14 protein-coding genes are annotated in these 16,228 nt (G+C 45.5%); 7 read left to right on the top strand and 7 right to left on the bottom strand.

The window, feature by feature from the left end; all coding sequences use genetic code 11:
* Window positions 1-204 precede the first annotated feature (204 nt).
* A complete protein-coding gene (adhP, locus tag ABEW32_RS14140) occupies window positions 205-1,221 on the top strand; it encodes an alcohol dehydrogenase AdhP (RefSeq protein ID WP_430188603.1) in 1,017 nt (338 codons plus the stop codon).
* Window positions 1,222-1,301: 80 nt separating this feature from the next.
* Here the strand turns inward: adhP and ABEW32_RS14135 are convergent, their stop codons facing one another.
* On the bottom strand, window positions 1,302-1,667 hold the full coding sequence (locus ABEW32_RS14135) for a winged helix-turn-helix transcriptional regulator (protein ID WP_013368959.1): 366 nt from the start codon (window positions 1,665-1,667) through the stop codon (window positions 1,302-1,304).
* 140 nt (window positions 1,668-1,807) lie between these two features.
* On the opposite strand from ABEW32_RS14135, the gene ABEW32_RS14130 reads away from it, so the two are divergent.
* The 5 genes from ABEW32_RS14130 (at window position 1,808) to ABEW32_RS14110 (ending at window position 8,212) form a co-directional block, all read left to right on the top strand.
* The gene (locus tag ABEW32_RS14130) at window positions 1,808-3,004 is read left to right on the top strand and encodes an MFS transporter (RefSeq protein ID WP_430188601.1); all 1,197 of its coding nucleotides are present in this window, start codon (window positions 1,808-1,810) and stop codon (window positions 3,002-3,004) included.
* A gap of 31 nt (window positions 3,005-3,035) precedes the next feature.
* Window positions 3,036-3,878, top strand: a complete 843-nt coding sequence (locus ABEW32_RS14125) for an aldo/keto reductase (protein ID WP_430188599.1) — start codon at window positions 3,036-3,038, stop codon at window positions 3,876-3,878.
* A 167-nt stretch (window positions 3,879-4,045) separates the two neighbouring features.
* Window positions 4,046-5,068, top strand: a complete 1,023-nt coding sequence (locus tag ABEW32_RS14120) for a LacI family DNA-binding transcriptional regulator (RefSeq protein WP_430188597.1) — start codon at window positions 4,046-4,048, stop codon at window positions 5,066-5,068.
* Between the two features lie 182 nt (window positions 5,069-5,250).
* Complete coding sequence (locus tag ABEW32_RS14115; protein WP_430188595.1) at window positions 5,251-6,726, top strand: glycoside hydrolase family 32 protein; 1,476 nt, start codon at window positions 5,251-5,253, stop codon at window positions 6,724-6,726.
* A 67-nt stretch (window positions 6,727-6,793) separates the two neighbouring features.
* A complete protein-coding gene (locus ABEW32_RS14110; protein WP_430188593.1) occupies window positions 6,794-8,212 on the top strand; it encodes a sucrose-specific PTS transporter subunit IIBC in 1,419 nt (472 codons plus the stop codon).
* Between the two features lie 130 nt (window positions 8,213-8,342).
* Here the strand turns inward: ABEW32_RS14110 and ABEW32_RS14105 are convergent, their stop codons facing one another.
* On the bottom strand, window positions 8,343-9,131 hold the full coding sequence (locus ABEW32_RS14105; RefSeq protein ID WP_430188592.1) for an AraC family transcriptional regulator: 789 nt from the start codon (window positions 9,129-9,131) through the stop codon (window positions 8,343-8,345).
* A 178-nt stretch (window positions 9,132-9,309) separates the two neighbouring features.
* On the opposite strand from ABEW32_RS14105, the gene pyk reads away from it, so the two are divergent.
* On the top strand, window positions 9,310-10,725 hold the full coding sequence (gene pyk / locus ABEW32_RS14100) for a pyruvate kinase (protein WP_430188590.1): 1,416 nt from the start codon (window positions 9,310-9,312) through the stop codon (window positions 10,723-10,725).
* 72 nt (window positions 10,726-10,797) lie between these two features.
* Here the strand turns inward: pyk and ABEW32_RS14095 are convergent, their stop codons facing one another.
* From ABEW32_RS14095 to ABEW32_RS14075, 5 genes are all read right to left on the bottom strand, one after another.
* A complete protein-coding gene (locus ABEW32_RS14095; RefSeq protein ID WP_430188588.1) occupies window positions 10,798-11,196 on the bottom strand; it encodes a hypothetical protein in 399 nt (132 codons plus the stop codon).
* A gap of 243 nt (window positions 11,197-11,439) precedes the next feature.
* Complete coding sequence (locus ABEW32_RS14090; RefSeq protein WP_430188586.1) at window positions 11,440-12,561, bottom strand: GerAB/ArcD/ProY family transporter; 1,122 nt, start codon at window positions 12,559-12,561, stop codon at window positions 11,440-11,442.
* A gap of 327 nt (window positions 12,562-12,888) precedes the next feature.
* The gene (locus ABEW32_RS14085) at window positions 12,889-14,094 is read right to left on the bottom strand and encodes a Ger(x)C family spore germination protein (RefSeq protein ID WP_430188584.1); all 1,206 of its coding nucleotides are present in this window, start codon (window positions 14,092-14,094) and stop codon (window positions 12,889-12,891) included.
* 35 nt (window positions 14,095-14,129) lie between these two features.
* Entirely contained in the window at window positions 14,130-15,725 is a 1,596-nt protein-coding gene (locus ABEW32_RS14080; RefSeq protein WP_430188582.1) for a spore germination protein, read from the bottom strand.
* Between the two features lie 149 nt (window positions 15,726-15,874).
* Window positions 15,875-16,219, bottom strand: coding sequence for a DUF805 domain-containing protein (locus tag ABEW32_RS14075; protein WP_430188580.1), 345 nt, complete (start codon window positions 16,217-16,219; stop codon window positions 15,875-15,877).
* Window positions 16,220-16,228: the final 9 nt, after the last annotated feature.

Genomic DNA, 16,228 nt, shown 5'->3' with positions numbered 1-16,228 from the left:
TTTACATTGTAAATTATTGTACAAAGTTCCTGCAAGGGTACAAGGACTTAGGAAAAAGGTAGAAATGGTTGCTTATTATTACTGGAGTGCTGAGAGAATACTGGAGTGTTGAAATTATTTGTTTGTCCTCTTTGGGGGAAGTAACTATAATAGTGGGGTGTGTATTACAAAATAATTCCATATCCACTCAAAGGAGAGATCTACATGAAAGCAGCAATTGTTACAAAAGACAAGAAAGTTAGTGTAGAAGAGAAACCTTTGCGCTCCCTGAAACATGGAGAAGCGTTAGTCCAAGTTGAATATTGTGGGGTTTGCCACACAGATTTACACGTAAAAAATGCAGATTTCGGTGATGTCACAGGCAGAGTGCTGGGACATGAAGGTATTGGGAAAGTCATTGAATTAGGTGAAGGAGTAACCAGTCTTAAAATTGGCGATCGCGTAAGTATTGCCTGGATGTTCGAAAGCTGCGGTCACTGCGAATATTGTTTAACCGGACGGGAAACTTTGTGTCGTGAAGTTAAAAATGCCGGATATACGGTAGACGGTGCAATGGCAGAACAATGTATTGTCACAGCTGACTATGCGGTTAAAGTACCAGATAATCTTGATCCTGCCGCTGCGAGTAGTGTAACTTGCGCAGGGGTTACAACATATAAAGCAGTTAAAGTAAGTGATATCAGACCAGGACAATGGATCGGTATTTTCGGTATCGGCGGCTTGGGTAACCTGGCTGTACAATACGCAAAAAATGTGTTCAATGCTAAAGTTGTAGCGTTTGACATCAGTGATGAAAAACTCGAACTGGCCAAAAAAATTGGTGCTGACTATATTGTTAACAGCATGAAAGAAGATCCAGTCGTCCGAGCTAAGGAATTAACGAACGGTGCTGGTCTGGATGCAACTGTGGTTACTGCTGTTGCTAAAACACCTTTCAACCAAGCCATTGACGTTGTGAAGGCTGGCGCGCGTGTCGTAGCTGTAGGTCTTCCAACCGATAAGATGGATCTCGATATTCCGCGTCTGGTTCTGGACGGCATTCAAGTAATCGGCTCCTTGGTCGGTACTCGTGAGGACCTTAAAGAAGCGTTCCAGTTCGCTGCAGAAGGTAAAGTTGTTCCTCTTGTACAAAAGCGTCCGCTTGAAGACATCAATGAAATCTTCGAAGAGATGGAGCATGGCAAAATCCAAGGACGCATGGTCATTGATTTCACAAAATAAAATGATGTCCAATTCGTAACTCTTGGAATTGTAAGAGAGAGAAAGCGTCTGCTGATCTAGTGCAGACGCTTTTTTTCGCTTTACAGCTTATTCAGAATATTATCCTCCAAAACCGCGGATTTATCTCCGTATTCTTTAATAATATGTCTTTCTCCCCAAGCACACAGAGAATCTAAAATGCTTTTCAAACTACATCCATATTCACTTAGCTCATACTCCACTTTGGGTGGAACCTGATTATAGCTAATCCGATTGACAATGCCATCCTCCTCTAATTCACGCAGCTGCTGAGTCAGCATTTTTTGTGTTATGGAAGGCATCATTCGCTTTAATTCACTTGTCCGCATTTTCCCATGGGTCAAATGACACAGAATCACACATTTCCATTTTCCTCCGATCACCTCTAATGTCGCCTCAACAGAGATATTGTATTTCTTCTTTCCCAATGCCGATCCCTCCGTGTATGTCGCGTCTAGGGTACTTTTTGGTACCTATATCACTAAAAAGTACGTACTGTTCATAATGGATTGAATAACTCATAATAACATCTGCTGGTCGAAGATTACTATAGATAGGAGTGAAAAACATGTCGCCAGAATCCAAACGAAGTATCTGGCCATTGCTGGCTTTAGCCGTAAGCGCCTTTGCCATTGGGACCACTGAGTTCATCAGCGTAGGACTGCTTCCCCTGATCGCTGAAGACTTGCACATATCCGTAACGATGTCCGCACTAACTGTAACGCTGTATGCATTAGGGGTTACCATTGGGGCACCTGTGTTAACCTCAATAACATCAAGTGTTCCTCGTAAAACGCTGCTGCTGTGGATCATGATTGTGTTTATAGCAGGCAACAGCCTTGCTGCGGTCTCTAGTGGCATCACCCTGCTGCTGATCGCACGTGTCATTTCGGCGTTCTCCCATGGAGTGTTCATGTCCATCGGGTCCACCATTGCAGCCGATCTTGTTCCGGATGATCGGCGGGCGAGTGCAATTTCGATTATGTTCTCCGGCTTGACCGTTGCCACTGTCACAGGTGTACCGTTGGGTACCTATGTTGGGCAGCAATGGGGTTGGCGGGCTGCATTTATGGCCATTGTGGTCGTCGGTATTGTGGCCCTCATTGCCAATCTGATTCTGCTGCCCTCTACGCTTCGAAAAGGGAACAAGACACCTTTTGGCGAGCAGGTCAAACTGGTTACGAATGGTCGCTTGCTACTTGCATTCATCATTACTGCCTTGGGATATGGGGGCACGTTCGTCGTGTTTACTTATTTATCTCCATTACTTCACGACATAACCGGTTTTAAGCAAAATACGGTAACGTTCATTCTCTTATTGTATGGAATCGCCATTGCTATCGGGAATGTTATTGGTGGAAAAGCTGCGAATCGCAGACCGCTTTCAGCTTTATTTTACATGTTTCTGATTCAAGCTGTGATCCTGTTTCTGCTGTGGTTTACCGTGCCATTTCAAACGGCAAGCCTGTTGACGATTTTCTTTATGGGATTGCTTGCGTTTATGAATGTGCCTGGTCTACAGGTGTATGTAGTTATGTTAGCCGAACGTTTTGCACCCAAAGCTGTCGATGTCGCCTCTGCTGTTAATATTGCGGCTTTTAACGCAGGGATCGCAATCGGAGCATATGTGGGAGGAATTGTGACGGATTCACTGGGTCTCATGCATACGACTTGGGTCGGTGGGGTAATGGTTTTTGTTGCGGTTCTACTGACAGCCTGGAGTCGTATGCTCGAAAAAAGGGATACAACCGCCTTGGTAGGCTAAAACTTTTAAAAAATAGAGAGGAAGATACAAAATGACACAAAACCTACAAAGCACAACAACATTGCACAACGGAGTCCGCATGCCTTGGTTTGGTATCGGGGTATTTAAAGTGGAGGAAGGTTCAGAACTGGTGAATGCTGTGAAGGCTGCTGTAAAACATGGCTACCGCAGTATAGATACAGCGGCAATCTATGCGAATGAAAACAGTGTGGGACAGGCTATTCAGGAAGCCCTCTCAGAGAATAATCTGTCCAGAGAAGATCTGTTCGTCACGTCCAAAGTGTGGAATGCAGATTTAGGCTATGAAGAGACACGAGCAGCTTATGAAGCAAGCCTGAACAAGTTGGGACTGGAATATTTGGATCTATATTTGATTCATTGGCCGGTTCAAGGCAAGTACAAAGAAGCCTGGAGAGCTTTGGAGTCCTTGTACAAAGAAGGACGGATTAAGGCCATCGGAGTCAGCAACTTCCAAATTCACCATTTGGAAGATCTTATGAAGGATGCAGAAATCAAGCCAATGGTCAATCAGGTGGAATTCCACCCGCAATTAACTCAAGCCGAGCTGCTGCAATTCTGTCAAAAGAACAACATCCAAATGGAGGCCTGGTCTCCGCTCATGCAAGGTCAATTGCTCGATCATCCGGTGCTGCAAGACATAGCGAACAAGCACGGTAAATCGGTGGCTCAAGTGATTTTACGCTGGGATGTACAGCAGGGAGTCGTCACTATTCCCAAGTCCACCAAGGCGCATCGAATCGTCGAAAATGCCGATATTTTTGACTTTGAATTGACGCATGAGGATATGGATCGAATTCAGGCATTAAATGCCAATCTTCGGGTAGGTCCAGACCCGGATAACTTTGATTTTTAAAATTCAGTCCATCATAAAACGCCGTTTCCTTCTTTATGGAAGGGACGGCTTATTGTGTAGGATGAATCTGGGGCTACAGCAATCCAATCCCGCCATATGGTATTATAGAATTATATGAAATAAGAAGTTTTGGACGCTTATGAAAATGAAAATCTCCGGGGGACCTCATGAATAAGACGATTGCAGATATAGCCCAAATGGCCGGTGTATCCAAGAGCACGGTATCCCGTTTTTTGAACGGCGGGTCTGTCAGCCTAGATACGAGGCGTAAAATTGAAAAGGTGGTCAAGGCCACGGGGTATGTGCCCAATACGTTTGCCCAAAGTCTGAAGGCAAAACGAACCAACATTATCGGAACCGTCGTGCCACGGCTGGATTCTTTTGCGACATCCCATACGTTAATGGGGATTGATGAGGAACTGCGTTCCCAGCATTATCAGATGCTGATCTCCAATACGAGTCAGGATGTAAAACGTGAAATTGAGGCGATCTATGAGTTCGCACGGCAAAAAATTTCAGGCATCATTCTGCTGGCTGCTCAAATTACAGACGACCATCTGACCGCGATTCAAGACATCAGTATTCCGGTATTGCTGGTGGGCCAGCAACATGAGCAGATCCATAGCCTTATCCATGATGATTATCGTGCCGGATATGATATCGGTGCATATGTCCTGTCACAGGGCCACCGTGAAATTGCCTACGTCGGTGTTACTGAAAGGGACGTTGCTGTCGGTGTGCAGCGCAAAGAGGGCTTTAGGAAGGCCGTTCGCGATGCGGTACCTGCTGCGTGTTATACGGACGAGGCGATGCAAGCGGCAGGATACGATATCAGGTACTATGAGACCGGGTTTAAAATGTCTGATGCACGGCTTGCGGCATCCGCTATTTTGGACCAATTCAAGCCATCGTTAATGGTGTGTGCTACGGATAATATTGCCCTTGGGGTAATCAACGCGGCATATTCCAAAGGCATTACCATTCCGTCGGATTTATCGGTAACTGGCTTTGGGGGATACGATATTACAGAGGTCATTCACCCTGCGCTAACTACTGTTCAATATCCGTATATGGAGGCTGGACGTGTTGCAGCGCAAAATATTGTACGGCTGGTAGAACATAAAACGGTAGAACAAGTGACAGTCATGGATTATTCCCTTATTGAAAGAGAAAGCGTTGACAAACGCTGAACAAGTGGATTATAATTTCTTCGAAACCGGTTCCATTGCATTCTTGCACAATTGGAATCGGTTGCAAATCCATGGATGAGTATTTTTTTTAATCGTATAGGAACCGGTTCCGATATAATATTTTTTTGAATCTTTTGGAACCGGTTCCCTAAATCTAAGTTATTAAAAAATGAGGTACACCTATGAAAATGACAAAAGAACAAAAGTATCGACTGATCGAGCAGGCAGAGCCCGGTGAAATCGCGAGCTTGGAGAAAAAGGTGGAGCAATGTCAGTGGCGGCAGTCGTTTCATATCCAGCCACCAACAGGCTTGCTCAATGATCCGAATGGATTTTCATATTATCAAGGTGAATACCATTTATTTTATCAATGGTTCCCGCTAGGAACGGATCACGGGATGAAATATTGGTATCATTTGAAATCCAAAGATTTGGTCACATGGCAGAGCGCAGGCATTGGCATCACACCTGGCGACTATTTTGACTCGCATGGGGCTTACTCTGGCAGCGCGCTGGAGCATGAGGGCAAATTATATATGATGTATACAGGAAATACACGAGACGAAAACTGGATCAGACATCCTTATCAATGCATGGCTGTTATGGATGAGAGCGGTCACATTACCAAGTGGGAGCATCCTGTTATTGACCATGTGCCAGAGGGTTATACAGACCACTTTCGCGATCCCAAGCTGTGGAAGGACGGCGATAGCTTTTACTGTGTGATTGGCGCCCAGAGAACGAATTTAACAGGCTGCGTTGTCCTTTATCGTTCAACCGATCTCCGTACTTGGCAGTTTGAGGGGGAACTAAACACGGGGCTGGAATCGTTCGGATATATGTGGGAATGCCCGGATTATTTCGAACTGAACGGAGCGGGTGTTCTGGTCTTTTCTCCACAGGGCTTAGAGCCTTCAGGGGATGAAAACCACAATATTTATCAATCGGGCTACGTTATCGGCAAGCCGCTGGATACAGAGACAAGAACATTGAAGCACGGCGCATTCCACGAGCTTGATAGAGGCTTTGATTTCTATGCACCACAGACGATGATTGACCCGCAGGGGCGGCGTATTATGGTGGCCTGGATGGGGCTACCGGATATCGAATCCCCGACAGATCCTAATGGATGGGCCCATTGTCTGACGTTACCGAGGGAGCTTACGCTTCATAAAGGAAAACTGTTGCAGCGGCCAATCCCAGAGCTAACCACACTGCGTAGAAATAGTGAGGATCGGGTAGCTGACACGTTGTCCTCAGAGAGCAAAACCTACGAAGGATTTAAGGGTACAGCCTATGAACTGATCTGTGAAGTAGATCTTCTGGATGCCAAGGCATTTGGGATTGAGTTCCGTGCGAGTGAGACAGAAAAGACGGTGATTAAATACAATGCCGTCAGCCGTAAACTTGTATTGGACCGTTCACAATCGGGTGAGCCTGTAGCCGCTTCGTACGGTGAAGTACGGCAGTGTGCATGGGATAAGGATCATATCAAGCTCCATTTGTTTGTAGATACATCTTCAGTTGAGATTTTCGTCAATGACGGGGAAGAAGTGTTCACCAGTCGTATTTTTCCGCACCCAGAGAGTGACGAAATACGCTTTTTTGCCGACAAGGGAGAGGCTCTCTTCCAAGCGGTAAAATGGAACTTTACATGAGTAGGCTAATTCATCAAGTGGATCGTTAATCATCAAACATAACGGAATGAACGAGGGGATGAACATCATGGCGGAAAACAGAGAAATAGCTAAAGAAGTGATCGAGGCGATCGGTGGTAAGGAAAATATCGCTTCGTTTGCTCACTGTGCAACGCGCCTGCGGATTATGGTGCATGATAAGGAGAAGATTGACCAGAAAAAAGTGGAGGAGATCGACAAGGTTAAAGGGGCTTTCTTCAATTCAGGTCAATATCAAATTATTTTTGGCACAGGTACGGTAAATCGGATTTTTGATGAGGTTGAGAAGCTTGGCGTGACGGGTTCGTCTAAAGAAGAGGTCAAAAGTCAGGCGAAAAAGGAGGGCAATGTCTTCCAACGGTCCATTCGCACCTTTGGCGATGTGTTTGTACCGATTATTCCAGTGCTGGTCGCTACAGGGTTGTTCATGGGGCTGCGCGGTTTGCTCACTCAGCCGCAAATTCTCGCTCTGTTCGGCATGACGCCGCAGGATATTTCACCTAACTTTTTATTATATACACAAGTATTAACGGATACAGCTTTTGCCTTCCTACCCGCGTTAGTCGCATGGTCAGCCTTTAGAGTATTCGGCGGCAGTCCGGTGCTGGGGATCGTTCTCGGCCTGATGCTGGTAAACCCGGCCTTGCCTAACGCGTATAGTGTTGCCGACGGCTCAGCCCATCCGCTGACAATGTTCGGTTTCATTCCTGTGGTTGGTTATCAAGGATCGGTGTTGCCAGCCTTCTTCGTAGGCTTAATCGGAGCCAAGCTGGAACGGGCGCTGCGCAAACGGGTGCCTGAAGCGCTGGACCTGATTCTTACACCATTTTTAACACTGTTGATTATGATCACTTTGGGACTGTTTGCTATCGGTCCAATTTTCCACTCGCTTGAAGAATGGGTACTGCACGGAACAACATTTGTACTTGATTTGCCTTTCGGTATTGCAGGGATTGTCATCGGCTTTTTGCATCAGATTATCGTCGTTACAGGTGTACATCATATATTTAATTTTCTGGAGATCCAATTGCTTGAAAAGAACGGCGTTAATGCCTTCAATGCTATTATTACGTGCGCAATGGCTGCCCAGGGTGCTGCCTGTCTGGCGGTTGGTCTGAAAACGAAGGACAGCAAGCTGAAAGCGTTGGCGCTTCCTTCTTCGTTCTCCGCTTTCCTGGGGATTACAGAGCCGGCTATTTTCGGTGTTAATCTGAGATATATGAAGCCTTTTGTCATGGGTCTCATCGGCGGAGCGGTGGGTGGTTTTATTGCTTCAATCTTGCATTTGGCGGCTACAGGGATGGCGGTTACAGTTATTCCAGGTACGCTGCTCTACATGAACCATCAGCTTCCGTTTTATATTTTGGCAAACTTGGCTGCGATGGCTGTATCTTTTGTCCTGACTTGGATGTTTGGCTTTAACGATAAAATGCTGGAGAAAGTCAAAACAGCGGGTTCCTCCAATTAATATCATCCAGCCAGCACAACTGCACGCAGGTTCATGTGTGTAAGTATAACTATAATGGTCGCCTTTTACATGGATTCCATGTGGGGCGACCATTTTTTTATTCTATGAAATAAAGCTTCAGGCTGTCCGATTAGACGATGGAGGAACGTTCATCCAGAAACTCGGACGGGGAACAGCCTGTTAAGCGTTTGAAGATTCGATGAAAATAAGACACATCACTATATCCCACGTACTCTGAAATCTCACGAACTGTTAGCCGAGACTCCGTTAACATGTAGATGGCGGTTTTAATACGTTGCGTATGTACATGCTCGCTGATCGTTTGGCCTGTAACCTCACGCAGCAGTGTCGCGGCGTAGTTGGGGGTTTTGCGGATGGCATCGCCAAGCTCTTCTTTGGTTACCTTTTCTCTGTAGTGATTCTGAATATACTGTTTCATATGTTCTACATGCCGTTCTTTATCGCGAGGAACGGTACCTTTGTCCCATTCCTGGTTCATATAAATCATGGCTTCGGTCAGCAGACAGTCAGCCATCAGGGCGTAGTAGCTTGGGTGTTCAGTCCATTGATAATACATCGATTTGATCCGTTCATGCAGCAAATCGTAGCATCCGGGCTTGATCCATAATGGCTGGTCTGTATTCAGTATGGGAAGTGTGCTGTTCGTACATGTTTTGCGGCAATGTATCACATACTTGGTATGGAAAAGCGTAGGAATGCTCTTGCCATAGTAATTCAGATGACCGGGTAAAAGCAGAGCTTCACCCTTGCCCAGAATGATCTTACTATCGTTCACCCAATATACACATTTGCCAAAGGTGACCAAAATGAACAGTAAGTCATCGTTGTCGCTATTTGTACTAGCCTTTTCGTACCAGTCTACACCATTGTCCTGCCGTATACTCGTCAATGTAATCACGAAACTCACTCTCCGATGTCTTCAACATTCATCATACTGTAGTACATTCATCATACTATAGTTCATAGTCTTGGTGCACGGGTACAGGTAGAATAGAACTATATAAGTTTAATGTAGATAGAGAAGCAAAGTGGACTAGAAACCATACAGTAAAGACATTCAGGAGGATGACATTACTATGCTTAAAACGAAAATTATTTGTACTATGGGACCTGCCTGCGATTCCATTGATCTGTTAAAAGAAATGATCCAGGCTGGTATGACTGTAGCCCGCCTAAACATGGCTCACGGGGAGCTGGAGGATCATGTTAAACGTATTGAAAATGTGCGGCAGGCTGCGAAGGAAATGAACACCTGTATCCCTGTCATGATGGATATTAAAGGGCCGGAAATACGGATTGGCAAGCTAAAAGAGGCATCTGTTCTGCTGAAGCCAGGTAGCCAGCTCATTCTGACCACGGAAGAGATTTTAGGGGACGAGCATCGTATTTCGGTGAATTATCCAGATATGCCGAAAGACATCAAACCAGGTGATCGTATTCTCATTGATGACGGTCTGGTTGACCTAACTGTAACCTCCATCGAAGGAACGGAAATGATTTGTAATATCGTAAGCGGCGGTATTTTGAAGCCAAGAAAAGGTGTGAACCTGCCAGGGATTCATACGACTCTTCCAGGCGTAACGGAGCGTGATGTGAGGCACATCCAATTTGGGGTGGAGCAGCGCATTGAGCTTATTGCGGCTTCTTTTGTGCGTAAAGGTGATGACATCCGCGAAATCCGTGAGATTTTGAAGGGACACCAAGCTGAGCATGTACAGATCTATTCCAAAATTGAAAATGCCGAAGGTATGGAGAACCTAGATGACATCATCGAAGCTTCAGACGGTATTATGGTAGCTCGTGGCGACCTGGGCGTGGAAGTGCCGATTCAGGATGTGCCTGTAATGCAAAAAGAAATGATCGACAAGTGTAATTTGGTCGGCAAGCCCGTTATCGTTGCTACTCACATGCTGGAATCCATGCAGGTGAACCCACGTCCGACGAGAGCTGAAGTTAGTGACGTGTTCAATGCTGTTATGCAAGGAGCTGACGTAGTGATGTTGTCCGGCGAATCTGCTGCTGGTAAGTATCCTGTCGAGTCCGTACGGACCATGGCTGCGGTAGCTGCCAGAGCAGAATCGCAGTTGGATTATCAGGAGCAGTTCGACAAACGCAGAGCACGCCAAAGCACCAACATTACCGAAGTCATTAGTCAGGGCGCAGTAAGTTCGTCTCTGGAGCTGGACGCCAAAGCGATTATTACCTCGACAGCCAGTGGATTCACGGCACGTATGGTGTCCAAATATCGTCCGAAGGCACCGATCATTGCGGTTACCCCGAATAATACGGTGTTCGCTAAGATTTGTCTGTTGTCCGGTGTAATTCCGATCAAAGGGGATAAAGTAGCAACAACGGACGAAATGTTCGAATCCTCTATCCGCAATGCCCTGAATGCAGGCTATATCCATAAAGGGGATACTGTAGTCCTGTCAGCAGGTGTTCCTGTCGCTGAGGCAGGCACCACCAACCTGATCCGGGTATATCAAGTGTAAGCTGGTCAATACAGAAAAGGCGCTGATCCTCTATGGATTCAGCGCCTTTATTACATTCGGTCATGCCTAGGCTTATAGCCCGAATACACTTTTGGCAACAACTTGAGTCAATTCAGCCTTATGAGCTTGGTATTGCTCAGGTGTAATGCTCTTATCGGCCAGTCGTTGGTTCAATTGCTCCGTTAACTGAGCTACCTGCAAATCAACGATAGCCTGAGCATCCTGATTATGGGTTTGTGCAATATCAGCCAAGGTTTGACCGTTATATAACGCATCATACAGTTGCTCATCCGAGGAAATACCCAGTGTTCGCAACAAATCATCATCCTTGGAAGCTTCATTGTCCTGTACATGAAGGGCTCTCTCTGGAGCCAGTGCAGCAGCATTAGCCCGACTTCCCCAAGTAGAAGACTGCCCAATAGATAACGCCAGCAACAGTGTGCAGATGACCAACATTCGTTTTCGGTTCATAATAGTAAATCTCCTTTGTGTTTCATTAAAATTCTGACAGGGTGGAACGGTATATGGATATCCAACGGGAGTAATGTTTACGCCTTTAGCCCATCCGGCTTATGTAGTTACCAGATTCTTAAATACATCATACACGCCCAATCTTAGCGCCAGCTTAATACTCGTTTAAAATAAACTAAAAGTGAAGATTATAAACAGGTAGCGCAAAAAAAATTCACAGATATCACGAAAAATGAATATGACTTACTCTTTGGATGTTGTTTTTTTGTTTGACCAGATTGTTCGTATCCCATGAATACAGAGCAGCAGCAAGGGAAAGAACAACCCAATGGATAGAGAAAAGGGAATCCACGTCTTGGTATCATAGGTTTGTTGGTAAGGGACATTAGGATACACGATGATGGACAGGATGACTAATAACATCCCGAGAGGAAGCACCAGTTGCCGATCGCTTTTCAGACAAAAGATTTGGGCTATTGCTGTCACTGTGGTGTGCATATACAGCGTGATTCTAAAAAAAAGTGAAATAAACCACATCGTAGCCATGATGGCTTCGATCCGCTGTAGAAAGTTGCCAATGCTAATTTTTTTGGCTAACGCATAACTAGGATATATATTTCTTGCTGTTAGGTCAGGACCAAATACCAAAATTGTCAGTGCAACCACCACGACCAATATCAACCCGCCAAGCAGGCTTCCTATAAAGAAAGCTTTACGGGTTTGATTTGAGTGATTGATAGAAGACGGGAAGATCATGAGCAAAACAATATGAGGTATAAATACTGTGCTAAAAAAGGACAGGGCAGCAGGCCAAATCGGTCCTACTCCTGCCTCCAACACAGGTTGAACATTTTCCAGCTTAATATTGGATACCACTAAACCCACAAAAGAAATATACAGCAAGGTAAATAAAGGAAACATCAGTTCGGCCGAACGAGCCAGGACCTCTAGCCCTAATCGCACAGCGAATACTATAATAAGTGCAAAGAGAATATTGACCGCCAGTATCGGCGTTTCCGGTATCATTTGAGTGGTCATAAAATTCCCTAAATAAAATAACACTGGTACAGGAGCATTAATAAATAGCATGCTGAAAAAAAGAATACCTGCGGTTTTGCCTAACCATTTTCCGAGTAGAGTTTCCATCATCTCAATCAGGGTCATCTTTGGATAAAGCGCCGCAAGCTTGCTGTACAAATATAAGATAAGAAGCCCAGCCCCGACCCCGACGAGCGCAGCAATCCACGCATCTTGCTTGGCTACAAGCGCCATGCCTGAAGGGACGATGAGGATTGCACTTCCGACCGTAAATAAAGTAGTTAATATCATGATCTGCCGTGCTGAGATTTTGATTTGTGCTGGCACCCATTGTTCACCTCGTCTTATTTTATTAGCCCCATATGAATCAAAAAATTGCTGAATGGTCTATATATGGCTGTTATCCAATCCAAGGGGGTGGGAATGTGGAAGTGAAATACTTTGGCACAACTGATCCCAACCGCAAAAAAGAGAAGGGTAAAAAATAACCAGAGCTCTTTTTTAAATCCCTTTTTCCACATGGCGGGGACCTCAATCAAGCTAATGATAGCAGCGATGAGGAATATGCTGATGATTTTTACTATTTGAGATAGCATTTTGAGAAGACCCCTTCTTTTATAAAGCCAGAAACCTGGCCCCCTGGCTTCTGACAATTTATTCTTTCATATCATTCATAAAGGAGCTACCGATAGTGCCCAAGCGCCGAATCTTGAAATCGACCTTGATCGTTACGGGTAATTCTGTAAAGTGTTCTTCATCCCAGTTTTTTTTCAGTGTGTTCCAAGTCTTTGGAGCAGCGCGGTGAATGGCTTCACCGAATCCAAATATGTCAGTTTTGTATGATTTTTGGGCCTTGTTAACGGCTGACTTCATAATATCTTCTATTTTTTCTTCCTCTTTCTTTTCAATATCATGAATCGTTTCAACCTTGGTCAGATCTAGGCCAGTACATTCAACTTCTCCCACGTTGGCCTCAACCTGCATTTTAATATGAATCTGAGGTTCTCCCCTATAGGAACTTCCTTTTACAGTGGTTTGAGTGCGGATGATTTCTGAGACGATTTTGCCGCCTCTGGGACAAGCAACATAGCCGACAGAGCTCTGCACTTTGCCAAGGATGAAATTATAGCCTCGACTCTCAGTTTCATCTAACCATCCGATTAGCCGATCTTCTCTAAATACAGCAAGTCCTGAATACTGTAAACGACTGAATGGGGCGATCTTTTTCACATTGCTGCTGGTTTCTCCCATCTCTTTATCGCCAATGATCCGGAGTCCTGTCAACACAGGCTGTTTTCCTTCACTGGTGACAGCATCAATCAATTCATCCAGGGTTACCGTTGTGCTGGGTGACCAGTTTTTCTGTGATGTTTCCAGGGATGAGAAAAGATCAATGGCGGGAATCGGATTTAAAGGTGTCATAATTTTTAATGTATCCTCCGCACTATTGCCCTTGGACACTACAATATAAAAATCAGTGCGGAACTGATGGTACCTGGAGAGTAAATCTAAAGATTTTGCCATACCTTCGGTAGCTAATGACTCACCAATCACACATATACGCAGGTGAGAAAAATACATTCTCCGGGGGCTGATTGTTGTTATTTTTCGGATCGCTTCAAATATGGTATCCGCTTCCTCTGTATACAAGGTGGCTGGAGCCCCGCCGCTTGTCCCCTTTCTGGATGATGCATTCCCAGGGTCCACCACTTGGATAGAGACACGAAATTGATCCCCTTGTTTATCGATTCCCATACCCACGGCGATGCCAAGCTCATTCAGCTCCCTGCGATTCCAGCAGCCTGTCAGAAGCAAAACGAGTGTAAGGATCAAGAACAGAAATGCCGCCTTCCGTTTCATGATGATCCACTCCTTTCTGACGGTTTCTTTTTCTTCTATTCCCGAGATTTACGGGGCGGGGTGCTGTTTCGACGATTGACATTCTTCTGCTCCACTAACCGGGGACGTGAAGTCATCATCCAGTGAGGGACCCGAAAGATGGTATCTTTGGTGTCTGTCGGGATTAAAGGTGCAAAAGGAGACATATAAGGAACGCCGAACGAACGAAGGCTGCACATATGCAGGATCAGGGCGATGCCTCCGACAATAATTCCGAACAATCCAAAGGAAGCAGCAAGTCCCATCAAGGGGAACCGCAGCATACGAAAAGCGATGGACATATTGTAGGCAGGAAGAACAAAGCTGGAAATGGCGGTAATCGATACAACAATAACCATTGCCGCAGATATGATGCCCGCCTCGACAGCAGCTTGTCCAATGACGAGTGTGCCTACGATAGAGACGGCTGCCCCGATGTATTTGGGCATGCGAACGCCAGCTTCCCGCAATATTTCAAATGTCAGTTCCATCATGAGTGCTTCGATAAAGGCGGGGAAAGGGACAGCTTCCCGCTGTGCCGCTAGACCAATTAGCAGTGAGGTCGGCAGCATTTCCTGATGAAACGTAGTGATGGCTACATATAAGGACGGACCAAGCAGGGAGATAAACACTCCGGCATAACGAAGGACCCGGATGAAGCTGCTAATGTCTGCACGCTGATAATAGTCCTCCGCCGCATGCAGGAAGGACACGAATAATGCAGGCACGACAAGCACAAAAGGGGTACCATCTACCAGGATTGCAATTTTACCTTCCAACAGTTCAGCGGCGATGACGTCTGGGCGTTCCGAATTGTATACTGTGGGAAAGGGGGTGAAGGTTTTGTCTTGGATTAATTCCTCGATATATCCGCTCTCGAGAATGCCGTCTACATCAATGCGATCCAATCGTTCATGTACTTCCTCGACCAATTTAGGATTCACAATTCCCTTTATATACATGACAGCGACATCGGTCTGGGTTACACGACCGATTTGTTTGGTCTCCAGCCATAGATTCGGATCTTTAATCTTACGTCGAATCAAAGTTGTGTTCGTACGCAGTGTCTCAGAAAATCCTTCCCGAGGCCCGCGCACGACATTTTCTGAGGCAGGCTCGGTGACACCGCGATCCTTCCACCCACGTGCGCTGGCCGATATTGCCTGCGTCTCGCCCTCAACCAAAATGATTGCATCCCCCGACAACAGCGCGTTATATAAGGTTTCAAAGTCGGTAATATCCCGGATGCTGCCGATAGTCAGGGCGTAATCCTTTAGAATTTGCATGACACTAGAGGAGGCTTGGAACCTTCCCTCCACGTGCCTGGACGAGCTGCTGTCCAGCATCATCGACTCCATGATGAAGTCGGAGACTATATTTTTGTCTACCAAACCGTCGGTATAGATGATGGCGATGAGTTGGTCACCATCCTTGCCAATACGGATTTCTCTTATGACGATATCGGTGCTGTTGCCGAGTGCTTGTCTGATCTGCTGAAGATTGGTTCCCATATTTGCACTGAGCTGTTCTCCGGAATGCTCAGACTTACCTTCGGCTTGCTGGACGGGCACCTTTCTAAATTTGTTAAGGGGGGTTCTTTTCCGAAAACGCATAAACGTTCTCCCTCTCTTTGAGGATACTTTTTAATCCAGTATGGACGCTGAGGTCTCCTGATAAACTTATGGCTGGAATTTCGAGGAAAAGTGAATAAGAAAAAAACCTCCTTCACATAAGTGAAAGAGGTTTTAGACAACTACAACCATTACAATTTAGGGTTTTTCCCATACTTATTGTCGCCAGGCTGACTGTCTAGGCAGAAGAATACAATCAAAATAATTGACCCTACCAGAGGAACCAGAGCGATGAGAATCCACCATCCGCTTTTGCCTGTGTCATGCAGTCTACGGGCCATAACAGCCAGAGACGGCAGCAGGACAGCCAAAGAATAAATGTACGTCAATATCGGAGTTAAGCCGAAAAGACCGTCAATTATTCCGATCACCACAGTGGCAATTACACTAAATAGAACAAACATCCAGTATTCTGTACGTCTTGCTCTACCTTGGAATCCTACATAGTTTTTTAATCCATTTAAATACCATTGCATATATTTTCA

The organism is Paenibacillus jamilae (assembly GCF_050482105.1).
Lineage (GTDB): Bacteria > Bacillota > Bacilli > Paenibacillales > Paenibacillaceae > Paenibacillus > Paenibacillus jamilae_B.
This window is presented reverse-complemented; position numbering and strand designations above follow the sequence as displayed.